Origin of the sequence: Bacillus sp. FSL K6-2861 (genome assembly GCF_038630725.1) — a bacterium.
GTDB lineage: Bacteria > Bacillota > Bacilli > Bacillales > Bacillaceae > Bacillus > Bacillus velezensis.
On record NZ_CP152037.1, the window covers coordinates 2,754,011 to 2,770,378 of the forward strand.

The 16,368-nt window shown below is 45.6% G+C and carries 13 protein-coding genes; 2 read left to right on the forward strand and 11 right to left on the reverse strand.

What is annotated here, in order from left to right; translation table 11 throughout:
* Positions 1 to 77: 77 nt before the first annotated feature.
* The 4 genes from NYE62_RS13585 to NYE62_RS13600 form a co-directional block, all read right to left on the reverse strand.
* Complete coding sequence (locus tag NYE62_RS13585; protein ID WP_342496999.1) at positions 78 to 2,030, reverse strand: BglG family transcription antiterminator; 1,953 nt, start codon at positions 2,028 to 2,030, stop codon at positions 78 to 80.
* Between the two features lie 229 nt (positions 2,031 to 2,259).
* Positions 2,260 to 3,177 (reverse strand): MBL fold metallo-hydrolase, encoded by a 918-nt coding sequence (locus NYE62_RS13590; protein WP_342497000.1) that lies wholly within the window; start codon positions 3,175 to 3,177, stop codon positions 2,260 to 2,262.
* Between the two features lie 44 nt (positions 3,178 to 3,221).
* Entirely contained in the window at positions 3,222 to 3,704 is a 483-nt protein-coding gene (gene ybaK / locus NYE62_RS13595; RefSeq protein WP_060674684.1) for a Cys-tRNA(Pro) deacylase, read from the reverse strand.
* Positions 3,705 to 3,771: 67 nt separating this feature from the next.
* On the reverse strand, positions 3,772 to 4,656 hold the full coding sequence (locus NYE62_RS13600) for a LysR family transcriptional regulator (RefSeq protein WP_015240269.1): 885 nt from the start codon (positions 4,654 to 4,656) through the stop codon (positions 3,772 to 3,774).
* Positions 4,657 to 4,780: 124 nt separating this feature from the next.
* Between NYE62_RS13600 and NYE62_RS13605 the strand changes: the two genes are divergently transcribed.
* Positions 4,781 to 5,989, forward strand: coding sequence for an MFS transporter (locus NYE62_RS13605; protein WP_119001860.1), 1,209 nt, complete (start codon positions 4,781 to 4,783; stop codon positions 5,987 to 5,989).
* A gap of 149 nt (positions 5,990 to 6,138) precedes the next feature.
* Here NYE62_RS13605 and NYE62_RS13610 read toward each other — a convergent pair whose 3' ends face one another.
* From NYE62_RS13610 to NYE62_RS13640, 7 genes are all read right to left on the reverse strand, one after another.
* Entirely contained in the window at positions 6,139 to 9,300 is a 3,162-nt protein-coding gene (locus NYE62_RS13610) for a bifunctional cytochrome P450/NADPH--P450 reductase (RefSeq protein ID WP_342497001.1), read from the reverse strand.
* A 27-nt stretch (positions 9,301 to 9,327) separates the two neighbouring features.
* Positions 9,328 to 9,894 carry a TetR/AcrR family transcriptional regulator gene (locus NYE62_RS13615; RefSeq protein WP_014418456.1) on the reverse strand — a complete coding sequence of 189 codons (567 nt, stop codon included), beginning with the start codon at positions 9,892 to 9,894 and terminating at the stop codon, positions 9,328 to 9,330.
* Between the two features lie 209 nt (positions 9,895 to 10,103).
* Positions 10,104 to 10,643, reverse strand: coding sequence for a methyltransferase domain-containing protein (locus tag NYE62_RS13620; RefSeq protein ID WP_007408228.1), 540 nt, complete (start codon positions 10,641 to 10,643; stop codon positions 10,104 to 10,106).
* A 172-nt stretch (positions 10,644 to 10,815) separates the two neighbouring features.
* Complete coding sequence (locus NYE62_RS13625; RefSeq protein WP_007408227.1) at positions 10,816 to 10,971, reverse strand: hypothetical protein; 156 nt, start codon at positions 10,969 to 10,971, stop codon at positions 10,816 to 10,818.
* Between the two features lie 172 nt (positions 10,972 to 11,143).
* The gene (locus NYE62_RS13630) at positions 11,144 to 11,284 is read right to left on the reverse strand and encodes a YrzI family small protein (RefSeq protein ID WP_003152787.1); all 141 of its coding nucleotides are present in this window, start codon (positions 11,282 to 11,284) and stop codon (positions 11,144 to 11,146) included.
* 388 nt (positions 11,285 to 11,672) lie between these two features.
* Complete coding sequence (locus tag NYE62_RS13635; RefSeq protein WP_007408225.1) at positions 11,673 to 12,473, reverse strand: formate/nitrite transporter family protein; 801 nt, start codon at positions 12,471 to 12,473, stop codon at positions 11,673 to 11,675.
* Between the two features lie 266 nt (positions 12,474 to 12,739).
* The gene (locus NYE62_RS13640) at positions 12,740 to 13,108 is read right to left on the reverse strand and encodes a DUF2294 domain-containing protein (RefSeq protein ID WP_007408224.1); all 369 of its coding nucleotides are present in this window, start codon (positions 13,106 to 13,108) and stop codon (positions 12,740 to 12,742) included.
* A 305-nt stretch (positions 13,109 to 13,413) separates the two neighbouring features.
* On the opposite strand from NYE62_RS13640, the gene fdhF reads away from it, so the two are divergent.
* Positions 13,414 to 16,356, forward strand: a complete 2,943-nt coding sequence (fdhF, locus tag NYE62_RS13645; RefSeq protein WP_199022055.1) for a formate dehydrogenase subunit alpha — start codon at positions 13,414 to 13,416, stop codon at positions 16,354 to 16,356.
* Positions 16,357 to 16,368 lie beyond the last annotated feature (12 nt).

Here is a 16,368-nt window from a genome sequence, read left to right on the forward strand (position 1 = left end):
TTTTTTTACCATAAGTTCCGGAAATAACGGCATTTTTCCCTATAAACAGAAAAAAAGCAGGGAGATATTCCCTGCTTTTAATAGTTTAAATACGATAAAAACGTCATCACATTTTTTTCTTCCGTCAGTTTTTGAATAAATGCCGGCTGCTCGCTAAGATAGGAAAGCTCACTGAATAATTGCTTTACCTTGTTTTGATCTTCGTGTTTGACGGCAAGCATAAAAACGAGCGACACCTTTTCTGTCCCCCACTCAATCGGCTCTTTTATGGTGGCGATTGCAATGGCTGATTGTTTGATATATTTAGAGTTCGCGTGAGGGATGGCAATACCCGCCCCGATATTTGTCGCCGACATTTTTTCTCTCATTACTGCATGAATGCCATACTCTTTTTCTACATAGCCTTTTTCATACAAAGCCTGCGCCAGCTTTTCAATGACCTGATAACGGTGCTCTGTCTCTTGCTGTAAAAAAACGAGAAACGGAGTCGTATCGTTCAGCATTTTAAACGTTTTTTGCTCCCGGCGGTGTGATGTATCAAGCTGTTGCAGAAATGCGCTGAGCTTCTTTTCATCAGCAGACTCCAAAAGCGGTGATACGATAATATGAGGGATCGTTACATTTCCAAGCCCTATCGTAGAAATGACGAAATCTATATCTTTATGCTTTTTGATATACTCTGTCAGCTCCGCTTTTGCGATACAGTCTTTTACCGTAATGTGATGAAATTTGCGTTCAATTTTAGTCCGCAGCAATTGCGACATGCCAATGCCCATATGGCAGACGATGATCGTCCTTTTAGGGTTATGACTGCTTCGGCGCAGCCGTTCGATCGCTGCCTGAAAATGCAGCGTCAAATAGGCCGCCTCTTCTTCAGGAATATAAAGATCAAATGTTTGATTGATGTCTTCTAAAACGTCAATGATAAGATGAAACAAATAAGGGTACATTTTCTTGATGTCGTGAAGCATGGGGTTTGAAACAGAGAGATCATAGCTCAGCCGCTTCAACACCGGATCGAGATGAATGTTCAATCCGTTGATCAGTTCCTGGTCTTTATAAAAATCCAGCATTTGCAGTTCTGAAACACGATTGATCAAATGCCTGACGACTTTGGAAAGCTCAGAATCTTCAAGATCAAGCTTCTTTTCTTGCTGCGATGGATAGCGGACTTTCCCGCCTATTATATGTAAAGTTAAATAGACGGCTTCTTCCTCAGGAAACCGGATGGCAAATACCGGCTCAAGCCGTTTTAAACAAGCCAGTGTCCATTCATATTCTTTCTTCTTTTTTACCGCGTCCAGCTGTCTTGCAGAGATGGCGACCGGCTGTTTCATTTTGATACGGCGGATAGTCAGCAATGTATGCAGCAGCAAACTTTCAAATGTTTCATCCGTAAAATAGATAGAATGTTTTTTTTGTAATAACTTGATTTCTTTTCTTACAAAGTCCGCTTCATAACTTAAAAACTTACTTTTTATAAATTGGCTTGTAAATTCCGCATTATCAATCAAATCTGAAATTCGCGCCAATGCTTTTCTTTTGTTTTTTTCGTCCCCTTCAATCTTTAAGCCGAGCCGCTGTTTAGAAACCAGTATGAGATCAAATCGCTTCAGCCACTCTTCAACCGCACTTACATCCTTTTTAATGGAAGCTCTGTTTACAAAATGCTGTGCGGCAATTTCTTTTGCGGAAACGGGCTTTGAATTCATTAATAAATCATAAGCGATGTGAAGTATTCTTTCTTCATCGGTCTTGTGCCTGCACGTAAAGTGCTCATTATAAATTTGCCGGATTAACCGTGACCTTTCCTGTTCAGATATATGTAAATAGACGCCTAATCCCGGTTTGCGGATCAGCTGAGCTTGAGCATGTTCATTCAGGAAATCTTCAATCGTTTTCAAATCATTCCTGATCGTTTTTTCAGAACAGCGGACCCTGTCTGCGAAATCTTGCACAACTAAGTAGTCATCAGGTTCAGATAACAACAGATACAAAATCTTTTTCTGCCTTGAATTCATGTATTTCATCTGTTTTTCTATCCTTCCTGTCCGTTTCTGCTGGAGCAATTGTGATAGGTTAAATATACTACACATACGAAACCGTTTTCATTTTATAATGAAACAAAAGAGTAAAAAGTTTTGTTTTTTACCGCAGATTCCGGAAAAATCATGTTTTATACTAAAGCTGTTCACCTTTGGTTGACAACAAAACACCAACCGTTTTTAAACGATTGGTGTCGGCAGCGAAAACCTGCTGTTAGAGCCAAAATGTTTCGCCAAGCGCTAATACTTTCAGGTTTTCAGGAGGTAATGCAAGCCGATACCACTCGCCGTGCAGTCTGCTTAGTGCTTCCGGGCCTGTATCATCAGCAAGCCGGAATGCCCCGTAATGCATGGGAATGAAGCTGTCAGCCTTCAGCTCCAAAAACGCTTTCACGGCGTCTTCCGGATTGATATGTGACACTTGCATAAACCATTCCGGTTCGTATGCTCCGATCGGCATCAGAGCCGCCTTAATACGAAACCTCTCTCCGATTTCTTTAAAGCCTTCAAAATAGCCTGTATCTCCTGCAAAATAGATGGACTCGCCGTTTTTGCTTTCTATGACCCAGCCTCCCCAATGAGAGGTATCGGTATCCCAAAGCGTTCTCCGTGTCCAGTGCTGGGCCGGAACAAATGATATGTTCACCCCCCGCATCTCAAAACGATCCCACCAATTCATTTCATGGACCTTTTTGCGGTCTTTTTTGTTGAACAGCTTTTTCAGTCCCGCAGGCACGTAAAAATCCGGGTTTCCTCTCAGTTTTTTTATACTCGGAAAATCAAGATGGTCATAATGCCCATGTGAGATGAGCACGGCATCAATGTCAGGCAGTTCGCTCAATTCATATCCCGGCTCTGTCAGCCGTTTTTGAAAACCCATCCTCCGCGCCCATACAGGGTCGGTCATTATGTTAAACCCCTGTATTTGGATCAGAAATGAAGAATGGCCGATCCATGTTATGGCGGTTTCCGTCCGATTGACGGCAACATCACGGACATCCCTTGTGACCGCTTTCGGAATGTTCTCGCTTAAGTCTTTACTTTTTTCTCTTCGTTCTTTCATCCATTTCCACATGTCCCTGAATCCATGTTCATTCTTCACGCCATTCAAGTTTTCATATCTTTTTTTCATTATCATTCTCCCTTGACACGTGTTCCATTAGATTCATCGGACATTTATACAATGTCTGTAAATACCGCCCCGCTTGCTTTGGCCAAATCTTGAGGCGCTGCTTTCAGCTGCATTCCGATTTTCCCCGCACTGACAATCATAAACTCCAGTGTTTCAGCGGATCTATCAATAAAAGTCGGAAACCTTTTTTTCATGCCGATCGGAGAGCAGCCGCCGCGCATATAGCCGGTTACTCCCAAAAGGTCCTTCGTGGCAATCATTTCTATTTTCTTCTCACCTGCCGCCTTCGCAGCTTTTTTCAGATTCAGTTCTTTTGCAACGGGAACGACAAAGACGTAATAACGATCAGTTCCTGCAGATGCCACTAAGGTTTTATAAACATATTCGGCAGCGTATCCGATTTTTTGTGAAACGGAAAGACCGTCTGCGGGCTGTCCCCCTTCTGTTTTGTAACCTAATAGCTCATAGGGAATGTTTTGCTGCTCAATGATACGGACAGCATTTGTTTTCACTGTTTTTTTCGCCATGGTTTTCCTCCGTTTTCTGTATTTCTTTCTGCTTTATTTTCAACTTCGATTTTAATAAAATGACCGCTCAGTTGCGTGCTTTGTAATACTCAAGTGCAAACTGTTTAAAACGCTCAGCAGCGGGAGAGAGAGCATGGTTTTTCAGCTGGGCTAACGCTATGGTGCGTTCGCATTGGTAATCTGCAACCGGAAGAAAAACGACCGGAAAGTATGAATGCTCCGCGGTTTTCGGCAGCACTGCAGCCCCCAGACCCGCGGCGGTCAGTCCTAATATGGTTGACACTTCCTCTCCTTCAAATGCGAGATGCGGGTGTATATTCAAATCCCGGCACATCAGATCAAACATATACCTCAGCCCGTATCCCGGTTTAAAACCCACAAAATCCTCGTCCTGCATCTCTTTCATTTGAATGCTTTTATTTCCTGCAAGCGGGTGGTTCTCAGGTAGCACCGCATAAAGAGGCTCTTTCTCCAGCACTGTCCATTGTAAAAGCTCGCTGGGAAGCGGCGGAGAGCTGAGACAGATATCCGCATCTCCCGTTTCCACCATTTTGCGAAGCGTTTCATTTGCGCCTTGATAAAGCCGGAAGGTCACGTTTGGGTATAGCTTTTTAAATTCGGCAATCAGCTGAGGCATTAAGCGCAGCCCGAGTGTATGAAGAAATGATACAGATATTTCGCCGTGCTCCAGGCTCATATTCTTTTTCACTTGTTCAACGCCTTCATTTAAAGCTCTTCTCGCTTGTTTTGCTTTTATTAAGAACTGCTCTCCGTGTCTTGTCAGCCGGACGGCTTTTGTCTCTCTGTAAAATAACGGCGCGCCTAATTCTTCTTCGAGCCTGATAATCGATCGGCTTAATGCCGGCTGAGAAATCATTCTTTCTTTTGCCGCATTTGTGAAATGCTGATGAGCTGCCGCCGCAATGAAGTTGTCAATTTGATGAAGCTCCATTTTCTCCTTCTCCCCTTTCTTCATAACCTACACGCATTAATTCTATAGTTATTATAAATTAGACACATTGAAATGAAAAGCGTACGATACATATATAACCAACAGTGAGAAAAGAGGGACATTCATGACGTTTATTCAGCCTCATACAAAGGCTTACAGAAAGGCCAGCTTGGCTCTGTTTATCAGCGGCTTTGTGACCTTCGCCACGCTTTACACGACACAGCCGCTTATGCCTTTGTTTTCGGAAGAGTTTCATATTTCCGCTGCGGCTGCCAGCTTAACTTTATCCATCTCAACAGCCGTTTTGGCATTTTCATTATTGGCCGCCGCTTCGTTGTCTGACGGATTCGGCAGAAAAAAATTAATGGTGCTGTCGTTAACAGCTACTTCTGTTTTAGGTCTATTAACAGCGTTCAGTCCGGCTTTTCCCGCGCTTTTGGCAATGAGGGCGCTGCTCGGTATTTTCCTGGCAGGAGTTCCGGCTGTCGCTATGACATATGTAGGCGAGGAGTTTGATCCGAAGGGCCTCGGGAAAATGATGGGCTTGTATATCAGCGGCACAAGCATCGGGGGAATGAGCGGCAGGCTGTTAACGGGGCTTCTGACCGATGTATTCGGCTGGCGGCCGGCGCTTGCCATCATCGGCATTCTTTCTATTGTATTAAGCTATTTGTTTTGGCGTTTTCTTCCGGCTCCGCGCCATTCATCTCAGCGGCATGCGGGCGTAAAAGCGGCATGTAAGGAATACGGAGCGGTCCTGCACCGCAAACGGCTGCTTTTGTTAATATCTCTGGGATTTATATTAATGGGGAGTTTTGTGACATTATATAATTATATCGGCTTTCATTTAATGGCGGCTCCTTATCATTTGTCGCAGACTGTGATCGGTTTTATTTTTATTGTCTATCTCGCGGGAACGTTCAGCTCGGTCTATATGGGGAAAAAAGCAGATCTTTTCGGAAGCGGAAAAATGATTAAGATTGCGATTTTTGTTATGCTTGCCGGCGCAGCGGTGACACTTTTGCCCCAGCTTGCGCTCAAAATCGCGGGGATTGCCGTCTTTACCTTCGGCTTTTTCGGCGCTCATTCGATCGCAAGCGCCTGGGTCGGCCGCGCAGCCGGTGATCATCGTGCGCAAGCCTCTTCATTATATCTGCTTGCATACTATATCGGTTCAAGCGTGGCCGGGTCTTGCGGCGGTTTCTTTTGGACGCATTTTCATTGGATCGGTATCATTTCATTTATTTCGGTTTTGCTATTGCTGTCTTATCCGGTTTTATTTCTGGCGGAATTCAGAAAAAAGGGACATAGCCGCCTGCATGTAAATCAATAAAAACATTAAAGATTTGTGCCTTTTGTCCGATACTAAAGATAAGGCCGGCACGATACTCCCTATAACTATTCCTTTTGATTCAGTAGATTTCAAATATCGTGCCGGCTTTCTTCAATTAAAAAACATTCTTCAGTTGTCTCACTCTTCTGTTACATACCTGCCCAAACATCTTTCGCATATCTTCCTTCCGCCTGCAGCTGTTCAAGCCACTCCAAGGAAACTTTTGAATCGGTGTTATGCACCTTTTCATACGCCTGAAGCAGTACATTTTCGACAGCCGGAGCCATTTTGCTTCCGTCACCGCATATATAGAGATGGCCGCCTTGGTCAAGAAGGGCAATAATTTGTGCAGCCTCGCGAAGCAGAACATCCTGTACATATACTTTACAGTCCTGATCTAACCTGGAATACGCCCGATGCACGGTGACAAGGCCGTTTTTCTCCGCATGGTCGAATTCATCTTTGTACAGATCGTCTTCTTCGGGATGCCTGCAGCCGAAGTATAAATGAGCTTCGCCCAGGCTGTTACCGGACATTTTTTCGGCAGCCCGCGCCTGGATAAATCCCCTGAACGGCGCAATTCCTGTGCCTGCTCCGACCATAATAAGAGGCGTTTTCGGATTTTCAGGCAATGCGAAACCCGACTGCGGCGAGCGGATGAAACAGACGGCAGAATCGCCTTTTTGTAATCCGGCTAAATAGTTCGAAGCCACGCCCCGGTATTCCCCACGGCCGCTCCATGCCGGAGCCGTCACAACGCCGACCGTGATACTGAGCTCCCCGCTGGCTGCCTTCGGTGAGCTTGAGATTGAATAATAGCGCGCCTTTAAGGACGGCAGAAGTTCTAAAAAGCGCTCAAACGGCAGTTCACATGCAGGATAATCTTCCAGCAGGTCCAGCATGGTCATTCGTTTTTTCAGCACGTTTTCTTTATATGCCGCATCATCAGAATAAAGATGCTCCAATTCTTTTTGGTGCGGCGGGCACACGGTATGTGCGGCAAGTTCGCGAAGCTGGGCTCTCGTTGCCGGCTCCTGCAGCTCTACATAGGACGCCAAAAGCTCCGGCGCATTAACCGGCCGGTCCATCGGCAGATGAGGCAGCTGCCGGCCCTTGATCTTAAAGTGCTGGTTCGGATCAAGACCGAATCGGCGAATGACACGGCTGATCAGTTCCCCGCTGTTTTGCGGAAGCACCCCGAGATGATCTCCTTCCTGATACGTTTCTGTTTCGGGGAGACGCAGCTCAATATGCCGGACTGAGCGCTTGCTGCTTTCGGTATGAAGCTCTTTGTTCGTAATGACCTCCGCCGCAAATGCTTTGTACGTTTTGGCAATCGGCGTCTCGGCTGCTTCACTTACGTATTCGATTGATAACTGTGATTTGTTTGTCTGTTTTGGAGCGGCCTCTATATGAAAAGCCTTCATGATGTCCTTCCAGAATGAGTCTTCCCAGACTTCCTGACTGTACTCAAAATCATCGGCATTGTCGCCCTCCCCGATAGAGGTCAGCCGTTTTGCCCCTTTTTCTTCAAGCACTTTGTCTATCAGGCGGGGGATCCTTTGGTAAGTGGCGGCCCAGTTGCGGTCTCCGCAGCCGAAGACGGCGTAAGAAACACCCTTTAATTCCTGATCTTCAAGGGTTTCCATCCATTTCACAAAACCCGCCGCATTATCAGGCGGCGCCCCGTTATAAGAAGCCGTAACAATAACGACCGCGCCTTTTACAGGCAGTTTCCCGGCATAATCATCGAGCGGGCCGGTTTCAGTTGAAAATCCTTTGCTTCTTCCGATATCAGCCAGCTCTTCCGCGATTCCTTCCGCAGTCCCTAAATTTGATCCGTAAAGAATGAGAAGCGGCGTTCCGTGGGACGGGATTTCTTTCGTTTCTTCTTTGTGACCGCTTCCTTCAGCTTTTTGGCTTTGTACGGGCTGATGATTGGACACGTCCTTGTTTTTCACACGGATTTTAAAATCACCGGGCTTAATGGTTAGAGCTTCTTTAATCGTAAGCTCATAATCATTATGATCAATCAGTTCAAAGTATTTCAGGACAAGGCCGAGCACCATTGTCGCTTCCTGCAGGGCAAACTGCATCCCGATGCATGCGCGCTGTCCGTTTCCGAACGGCTTATATGCATCAGCCGGAATTGCCGCGGGATCACTGAACCTTTCCGGGCGGAATGACTCGGCATCTTCTCCCCACGCGCTTTTATCCCGGTGCAGCTGCGGAGTCAGAATCGTCACCGGCTGTCCCTTCGCAATCGGATATTTCCCGCCGAGAACCGTATCTTCCTTCGCGTACAGAGAAAATGCCGGGGCAGTCGGATACAGCCGCAAAGTCTCGTTTAGCACCATGCGGATATATGTCAGCTGCTGAATCTGCTTATATTCAGGGGTCTCTCCCGTCAGCACCCGCTCGGCTTCCTGAACGGCTTTTTTCAATTTATCTTTATTTTTCAGCAGGCAGTATATCGCAAAAGAAAGCAGCCCGCTTGTGGTTTCATGCCCAGCGATCAAAAAGGTAATGATTTGATAACGGATATTTTCATCATCCAGCCTTTCCCCCGTTACAGGGTCTTTCGCTTCAAGCATCAATGCTAAAAGGTCAGACAGATTCTCATCCGGATTTTCCCTCCGCTCAGCGATGATCCGGTCTACAAGCGAATTCATCTCTTCAATATCCTGCTGGAACTGATGTCTCGTTTTGATCATCAGCTTGTCCTGCAGGCTGTGTCTCTGCGATTGGCGCATTGCCTCCTGCAGCGCACGAAGCATACTTGTGATAAAAGGATGCTGTGTGTCGCGGTAAAAGCTGTTAAAGCGGTAATGAAATCCGCACAGGCCGATTGTATCCAGCGTCAGGCGCGTCATATCTTCGGCAACGTCAATTTCTTCATTCGGATTTAATCTGCTCCACTTCTGCACGAGCTGCATGGCAATATCCAGCATCATTGAATGATAGCCTTTCATCGCCTTCTGGCTGAAGCTCGGCAATAAAATCCGATGCGCTTTCTGCCAGTTCTTTTCGTGAGTCCAGCTCGTAAATAGTCCGTCACCGCCAAACTCACGGACCTTCAGCAAAGCTTTGCTGAGATTTTTGTCAAATCGCTTTTCATCACAGACTTCTGCCGCGAGCTCGCGGCCTGAGACGAAGACCCCGACAGAGCTCGGAAATTCAAAACGAAAGATCGGGCCGTATTCTTCGGCAATTTTCCATAGCGATTGTGACAGTTTTTCTTTTTCCAAGTGAGGGAGATTTTTCAGAGGCCCGTATGTTTTCGGCTGCGGTATAGCGCTTAGCTGTTTCATATCGATCTTCCTTCCTTCGGCGAATAATTAATGAGTTCTGATGGCATCCCAAGAACATTGCTCCAATTCTTTCAAAAACGGTTTTGTTATTTCGACGCTTCCCGTCCGGACAAGCTGATAGAGTTTGAGATATGCCCCGAGCAGCAGCGCCATCAGCACATTGGACGGCAGATTGCGGAGCACGCCTTCAGACTTGCCGCGCTGAAAAAAGACGTCAAGCATCTGTGTTATTTCATCAAGAAGCTTACGGCTCGTTTCATTCAGAAAGTAGGCGTCCTTATTCGTTTCAAGAAAAAACAATGCATACTCACTTTCCTTCGTAAAATCAATCAGACAATAAAACAGGTGATGAAACCCTTCTCTTACAGATATCCCCTGAAAGTCCGTTTTGACTTTTTTCATAAAACGCTGCGCACTTTCCTGATACAGTACGTTCACAAGTGTCTCTTTACTGTCAAAGTAACGGTAAATTGTGCCGGTTCCGACATCGGCCTGAGCGGCAATCATCGGAATCGTCGTGGCGTCAAATCCTCTATCTGTAAACAAAGTAAGCGACGCTTTCATAATGAGTTCAACCTTGTTTGAAGCTGTCATTTCATCCCCCTTTCTAAATGCGGAATGAATATTCATTCCGTTTGTTCAAAATATTTAAAATGTACGGTCATCTGATTACCATTGTATAAGAAAAAAACTTTTTTTAATATAAAATATATGTGAAATAACCAAAAATAAGGAAATATGCCCAATTCCACAAAAAGAGCTGCAGTGACTTAAGCAGCTCTTTTTATTTCCCAAGAAATATTCTATTTAATGGCAGTAATAAAATGGAATGAATCTCTGCTGACAACTGAAATGTCTCTGAAATGCTGATCATAGAGCACCTCAATCACATCCTTTTCACTCATCCGCGAAGGTTTCAAAACCATATAGAAACACCCGTCAATTTGAAGAACGCGGTACACTTCTTTACATGCCGTCCGGTAATCGCTGACTGTTTCAGCAGTATGTAATGAGAAAACTTTATGAAAACTGCGGTCGCGGAAGGGTATGCTTTCCGGCCTCCCCTGCTGAATGTTTCCGAGCCCGGCTTTTATAACCGAACGGTTTGCGCGCTGTGTTTTCCGTATTTTACGTTTCGATGTTTCTATGCTTTTAAGACTGCCCTTTTCAAGCTGTCCGATGATTTGTTTAAACATTGAGCCGTTTCCGGTCCCGATTTCCAAAATGCGGTCGTATTCCTGTATGTCCATCAAGATTTGCTGAATGACTGACTCTGCCGGTTCTGATGCAGCAAAGTATTTCGCGCGCATTCGTTTTAATGCTGAAGATGTATGTTGCAACATTGTATAACACCCGCTTTTCCATTCCTGTGATTTATTATTCAGAAATAATATTACCTCGTATTAGTATGAGGTACTAACTAGACGCACTTCTCTTCATGAACGTTTCGATTTATTTGAAATTTATATTTGTTTTCATAAAAAAAAGACGGAAAACGTAGGTTTTCCGCCTGCTCTAGTACCAATAATACGGTGCTATATATCTTGTCTGCCGGGAAAGCGCCGCCATTCTCTGCCGGCGATACGGGTTGCCGTAGCCGTGCTTAAATGAATGGGGCATTGACGCATACCCGTGCCCGATGGATGGAATTCTGTTCTGACCGCCTTGCATGCTATCACCCGCTTACCAATTTTTCTTTCTTTACCATGGTATGCAGGCCGTCTGCGACGTGACAGCAACATCCTCGCTAAACCTGGTCCTTCTCCATTGTGTAATGATTCAGCAGTTCAATTCTGAACATGATAATCTCCTCCTTCTCCTCCGTTTTGGCCCTTCGTGTCCGTTAGTTCATATAAAAGTGTTTCAGCTGGCGTTCTTTCGCTTCATTATAAAACTCTTCGACCTGCTGTTCTCGTTCATACTCTTCCGCACTTTTAAAACGCTTTGAAATGGTCAGTGTTAAAAAGAAAAGATTAATGGTCATTATCGCTCACCCCCTTTCAATATCCGCACAAGCGAAAATAACCCGCAGCAAAGTTCATATGCGCTGCGGGCAGACTAAATCCGCAGACAAAAGAAGACGTGCTTCTTTCCCTGCGGGGAGCTGCGAATGTCCTGATACTCCGAAATTAACGTGCTTGACGGGCAGAGGTTAAGGAAGGACACGAACTCTTCCACAGGCTGAATCGGTTCAATTGTAGATTTTGATTGCCGTTTAACGTCGTCATGTGATTCAACCTCCCTTTGCTTTTTTCTTACTTTGTAAGTATATCCATCAGCTTCCATTTTGTAAACATTTTTTTCAAGATTTGGACAGAAAATGTGCTGGCATTCCGCTTCAATTGTCCGTGTTTTCCGGCATCTTTCTTACCTCAGGAAACTCTTTTCATCCCTTGCTTTTTCTGATCTTTTTTTGAATATGCAATAAAATAAATGAGGCCGACAAACACTGCCCCGCCGATGACATTCCCGATAAAGGCCGGAATGAGATTGCCAATCAGATCACCCCACGAAAATGAACCTGCAAAAATCGCAGCCGGGATGATAAACATATTGGCTACAACGTGCTGAAAACCAATTGCGACAAACGCCATAATCGGAAACCATATACCCGCGATTTTTCCGGCTCCGTCTTCTGCGCCGAAAGAAAGCCAGACGGCCAAACAGACAAGCCAGTTACAGCCGATCGCCGAAACAATGACTTTTCCAAACGGCATATCCAATTTGCCTTGTGCGACCGCAATTGTTTTTTCCAAGTAAGGTCCTGTTTCGGTTAATCCGACAACATGTCCGAAAAAGTAAGCGACAAACAGTGCGCCGACAAGATTCATCAACGTCACGATCACCCAATTTTTCACCAATGCACCGGCGGATATTCTTCTGGAAAACAGCGCCATGGATACCGACATCATATTTCCCGTAATCAGCTCCGCTCCGGCAAGAACGACGAGCACCAATCCGATGGGAAACACGGACGCCCCGATTAAACTCGACAGGCTTCCCCATTCTTTCGGAAGGTCGCCGATGACACGGATATCAAGCAAATAACCGAGTGCGATAAACGCTCCTCCCAAAAATCCTAATACAATCAGTGCTGAAAGCGGTGAATGCACCTTTTTTACCCCTGATTCGACCGCAAGCTCCGCTATTTCGTCCGGTTTACGAAAAGCCATAATAACCCCTCCATTTATCATTTCAGCCCGCAGTTTCCAAAGACGCCTAACAAAAAAGGCAGCATTCAACTAACCCGTCTGAAAAAACGGGGTTTGAATGCTGCCTAACTTGTATGCATACCCATACAACAATATCAAGCAGAATGAAAATATGCGGTATAGAATATGTACAGATCATGCACACATTCCATAAAAAATCGTCCTTAGGCCACTGCTGGCAGTTCATATCATATCAAATGTGACAATTTCGTGTCAATTGAATATTGTCAGCTTTTGATTTCTTCTTTATGCTCTTCAATTGAGCGGTCAAAGACAAACACCGATACAGCAATATTTTCCTCTATTTTAATATCTGAAAACAGATGTACAAGCTTTGCTCCGATGAGCTCTTCCATTCCGTCAGGCGTTTGTTTTGAATACAGCTCCTGAATTAAGCTGGTTCGCGCCGCATGAACCATTTCTCTTCCTTCAGGCGTGCGTGCGATAAACTGCTCACTTGCGCTTAGATTTCCGTAAAGCGTAGATACCGCCATGTTATCCACAAAAACGGTGTGAATTCGTTCAGGCCCCTTTCCAAATAATTCTTTGCGCAATTTCCGGATAATATCGTTAAATTCATGAATTTTTTTAGACATATTGACCCCTCCGATTTTAGCCTATGAAAGACATTCCCGGTTCCCCTTTGTGACATTTCACTTGGTTAAAGTTTTCCTTTCGTATTGTATTATAATAAATATCACCTTATAATAAAAGCAGTGAAGATGGATTTGTAATAGGAAACGTGTTATGAGTCTATCGTTTTATACAAATAGGATTGGTCTGTTAGTAAGACTTGCTAGTGAACTATTCCGCCATGCGTATTTATACCGTTCTCCGGACAGGAGGCCGGTATCTATGTGCATGGCTTTTTTCGAGTTTAAAAGATGGAGGGGAATTGGAAGTGACAGACGTTCAGTCTATCCGTGTCAAAATTGACGGCACGGAGTATGAAGCACCAGAGGGGTCTAAGATTTTAGATATTTTAAACCAAAACGGAATTGAGATTCCGCAAATATGCCATGTACCGGAAGTGGATCCGATTCAAACATGTGACACCTGTATTGTTGAAGTAAACGGGAAATTGCAGCGCTCTTGTTCCACGGCTGCAGAAAACGGGATGTCCATCTCGCTTACGTCGGGAAGGGTAAAAGAGGCTCAGACAGAGGCCATGGACCGCCTGCTCGAGAATCACCTGCTTTACTGTACGGTATGCGATAACAACAACGGCAACTGCACACTGCATAATACAGCGGAAATGATGGGAATTGAGCATCAGAAATATCCGTATACGCCGAAAGATGATTCAAAGTGCGCGGTTGATATGTCTCACCCGTTTTACCGCTATGATCCGAACCAATGCATCGCCTGCGGCCAATGTGTGGAAGTGTGTCAAAACCTTCAGGTGAATGAGACCCTTTCAATTGATTGGGAGCGCGACCGCCCGCGGGTCATTTGGGATGAAGGCGTCGCCATTAATGAATCTTCCTGCGTCAGCTGCGGCCAGTGTGTCACTGTCTGTCCTTGTAACGCACTGATGGAAAAATCAATGCTCGGCCAAGCCGGATTTATGACAGGAATAAAAGAAGATGTCATGGAACCGATGATTGATTTAGTGAAAAATGTTGAACCCGACTATACAAGCATCTTCGCCGTGTCTGAAGTGGAAGCGGCTATGCGCGATAAACGGACGAAAAAAACAAAAACAGTCTGCACGTTCTGCGGCGTCGGATGCTCTTTTGAAGTATGGACAAAAGGCCGTGACATCCTTAAAATTCAGCCTGTTTCCGATGCTCCGGTTAATGCGATTTCCACTTGTGTGAAAGGGAAATTCGGCTGGGACTTCGTGAATTCGGAAGAACGGATTACAAAACCGCTTATCCGGAAAAACGGCGCATTTGTTGAATCGTCATGGGAAGAAGCTCTTGATCTTGTCGCTTCAAGACTCGGTTCGATCAAGACCGAACATGGAAATGGTTCTGTCGGTTTTATTTCTTCTTCTAAAATTACGAATGAAGACAACTACGTCATTCAAAAATTGGCACGCCAAGTATTTGAAACCAACAACGTGGATAACTGCTCACGCTACTGCCAGTCACCGGCAACGGACGGCTTATTCCGCACCGTCGGTATGGGCGGAGACGCTGGCACAATTAAAGATATCGCAAAAGCGGGCCTCGTGCTCATCGTCGGCGCCAATCCGGCGGAAGGACATCCGGTTCTGGCCACACGCGTGAAACGCGCCCATAAACTGCACGGCCAAAAACTGATTGTTGCCGATCTGCGCAGAAATGAAATGGCTGAACGGTCCGACCTCTTTATCAGCCCAAAACAAGGGACTGACCAGGTCTGGCTCATGGCAGTAACGAAATATATGATTGACCAAGGCTGGCACGATCAAGCGTTTATTGATGAAAATGTCAACTACTTTGATGATTATAAAGAAACGCTGGAAAAATACACATTGGAATATGCGGAGCGCATCACCGGACTTTCTCAGGATACGATCATCCGCATTGCCGAAATGATTCGTGATGCAGACGGCACTTGTGTTCTTTGGGGCATGGGCGTTACCCAGAATACAGGCGGCTCTGATACATCAGCGGCGATTTCCAACCTGCTGCTTGCCACAGGAAACTACCGCCGTCCGGGCGCCGGAGCCTATCCGCTGCGGGGACATAACAACGTTCAAGGCGCTTGCGATATGGGAACTCTTCCAGGCTGGCTTCCGGGGTATCAGCATATTACCGATGATGCGGCACGCGCTAAATTCGAAAAAGCTTACGGTGTTGAAATTGACGGCAAGCCGGGTCTTGATAATATCGAAATGCTCCATGCGATTGAAGAAGGAAACATGAAAGCCATGTATCTCGTCGGTGAAGATATGGCGCTCGTCGATTCAAACGCCAACCATGTTCATAACATTTTATCCAGCCTTGATTTCTTTGTTGTGCAGGATATTTTCCTTTCAAGAACGGCGCAATACGCGGATGTCATCCTGCCTGCGGTTCCATCTCTTGAAAAAGACGGAACATTTACAAACACAGAGCGGCGTGTGCAAAGATTGTATCAGGCGCTTCCGACACTCGGCGATGCAAAACCCGACTGGTGGATTATTCAGGAAGTCGCCAATCGTTTAGGCGCTGATTGGAATTACACGCATCCTAGCGACATTTTCTCAGAAATGGCGAGCCTTTCTCCGCTGTTCGGAAAAGCAAGCTACGACGTTCTTAGCGGCTGGAACAGCTTCTTGTGGGGAAGCTTTACGGGAGAAAGCACTCCGCTTCTTTATGAAGACGGCTTTAACTTCCCGGACAAAAAAGCCCGTTTTGCGCTGAGCGATTGGGTGGAGCCTGCTGTATTCCCTGAAGAATATGACCTGCATATTAACAACGGACGGATGCTTGAACATTTCCACGAAGGAAACATGACAAACAAGTCAAAAGGCATTCAGTCTAAAGTTCCGGATGTATTTGTTGAAGTATCGCCGGAGCTCGCGGCTGAACGCGGAATTTGCGACGGGACAATGATCCGGCTCGTCTCTCCTTTTGGGGCGGTTAAATTGAACGCGCTTGTGACAGACCGAGTCCGCGCAAATGAGCTTTATCTGCCGATGAACTCTACAGATAAAGATTCTGCGATTAATTTCCTGACCGGGCCTGCGTATGATTCACGGACACATACACCTGCCTATAAGCAGACAAAAGTCCGCATGGAAGTGCTTGGTTCCTGTGATACTCCGCCGCTTCCGAAAACGAATCCGCGGAACAAAAAACGTCATCCGCAAAACGGTGTGGAAGCTCAGCGAAAATGGAACCGTCCGGGCTATGTGCACTTAACTGATTAAGGAAAGGAGGAA